The organism is Nocardiopsis sp. SBT366 (assembly GCF_001083815.1).
Lineage (GTDB): Bacteria > Actinomycetota > Actinomycetes > Streptosporangiales > Streptosporangiaceae > Nocardiopsis > Nocardiopsis prasina.
Window position 1 is genome coordinate 1 of sequence record NZ_LAVM01000175.1, and the last position, 1,315, is coordinate 1,315.

The 1,315-nt window shown below is 69.0% G+C and carries 1 protein-coding gene; it reads right to left on the bottom strand.

Annotation, left to right across the window (positions count from 1 at the left end; genetic code table 11):
• Positions 1 to 145: 145 nt before the first annotated feature.
• The gene (locus ADX84_RS25090; protein WP_049579978.1) at positions 146 to 454 is read right to left on the bottom strand and encodes a 4a-hydroxytetrahydrobiopterin dehydratase; all 309 of its coding nucleotides are present in this window, start codon (positions 452 to 454) and stop codon (positions 146 to 148) included.
• Positions 455 to 1,315: the final 861 nt, after the last annotated feature.

Here is a 1,315-nt window from a genome sequence, read left to right on the forward strand (position 1 = left end):
GATGTGTGCCCGTCCCCGCCCCCAGGTGGCCCCTCAGCGACCCGGCGAACGCATCGGCTCGCCCCGGGACACACCGCGGCCCGGGCAGCCGCCCCTTGAGGCAGCCCCCGGGCCCGGTGTCGCGCTCAACGCACCGGACGGGAACTCACTCCGCCACCCGTGCGGTCCCCTCGACCAACTCGTCCACCCGGGCCGCCAACGCCATGTCCTTCTCCGTCACCCCACCCTCGTCGTGCGTACTCAACGCCAACGAGACCGTGTCGTAGCGGATGTCGATGTCCGGATGGTGCCCTGCCTGCTCGGCGGCCTGCGCCACCTCGTTCACCAGTGACACCGCCTCCAGGAAACCCACCAACCGTACGGATCGACGGATCACCGACTCCTCGGTGTCCCACTCCCAGCCCACCAGTCGACCCAGCCCGTCCCGGATCTCTTCCTCACTCAGAACAGCCATCGCTCCCCCAACACACTCACCACACGGTCCGTGCCAGGCCCTTACCCACACCGACCCCACCCCCAACAAACGTTGGCCGCCCAGAACGGCCTTTGGGCTGTGCTCCGGGGCCACTGATGGACCAGGCGTGCGCCGACCCGAGTTCACCCCGCGCGACCCCTTCCCTCGGGTGGGCGGTGGCGGGCCTCGGCGGCCTCGTGGGAACGGGCACGGCATGAGCAGGCCGGTGCCGGCCGTCAGGTACACGACCGGGACCGTGCCCAGGGAGAGCGCGATCGTCCGGGGCGATGGTGGTGCGGGGTGGCGGACCTGACCGCCCAGGGTGGCGATGCCGCGCCCGTTCGGTGGCGGGCTCCCCGTCACGGTGCACGCGATCCAGGACCAGTCGGTGGCAACAGCCTGGGATGAGCACTGACGGAGGGTGCCGGTTTCGGGGCCAATCCACGATTGGCCGGTACCGGTCGCCGTCCGCTGCCGGTTCCGCGGGCGGTGTCACCGCCACACAGGGGCCATCCCTCCCCCAAACGGGACGCAGGGCGAACCCCTTGGGTTGTTCGGTGCGGCGTGAGCCGCTCCTTCGTGTTGTTGGTCTGGTCTTTCCCTGAAAGGGCGCGACACCTTTACGACGTAGATTTATAAGAAACGAATCATCACATCCCCCAGTACCCCGTGAAGCACCCCACGAGATGTCCTGCGTCCTTACCGTCACATCCGCACCCGGCCATCCACGAAACCTTGCAAATCCCCTCTCGGGGCGGTTAGCTCCGCCACCCCGCACCACCATCGCCCCGGACGATCGCGCTCTCCCTGGGCACGGTCCCGGTCGTGTACCTGACGGCCGGCACCGGCCTGCTCATGCCG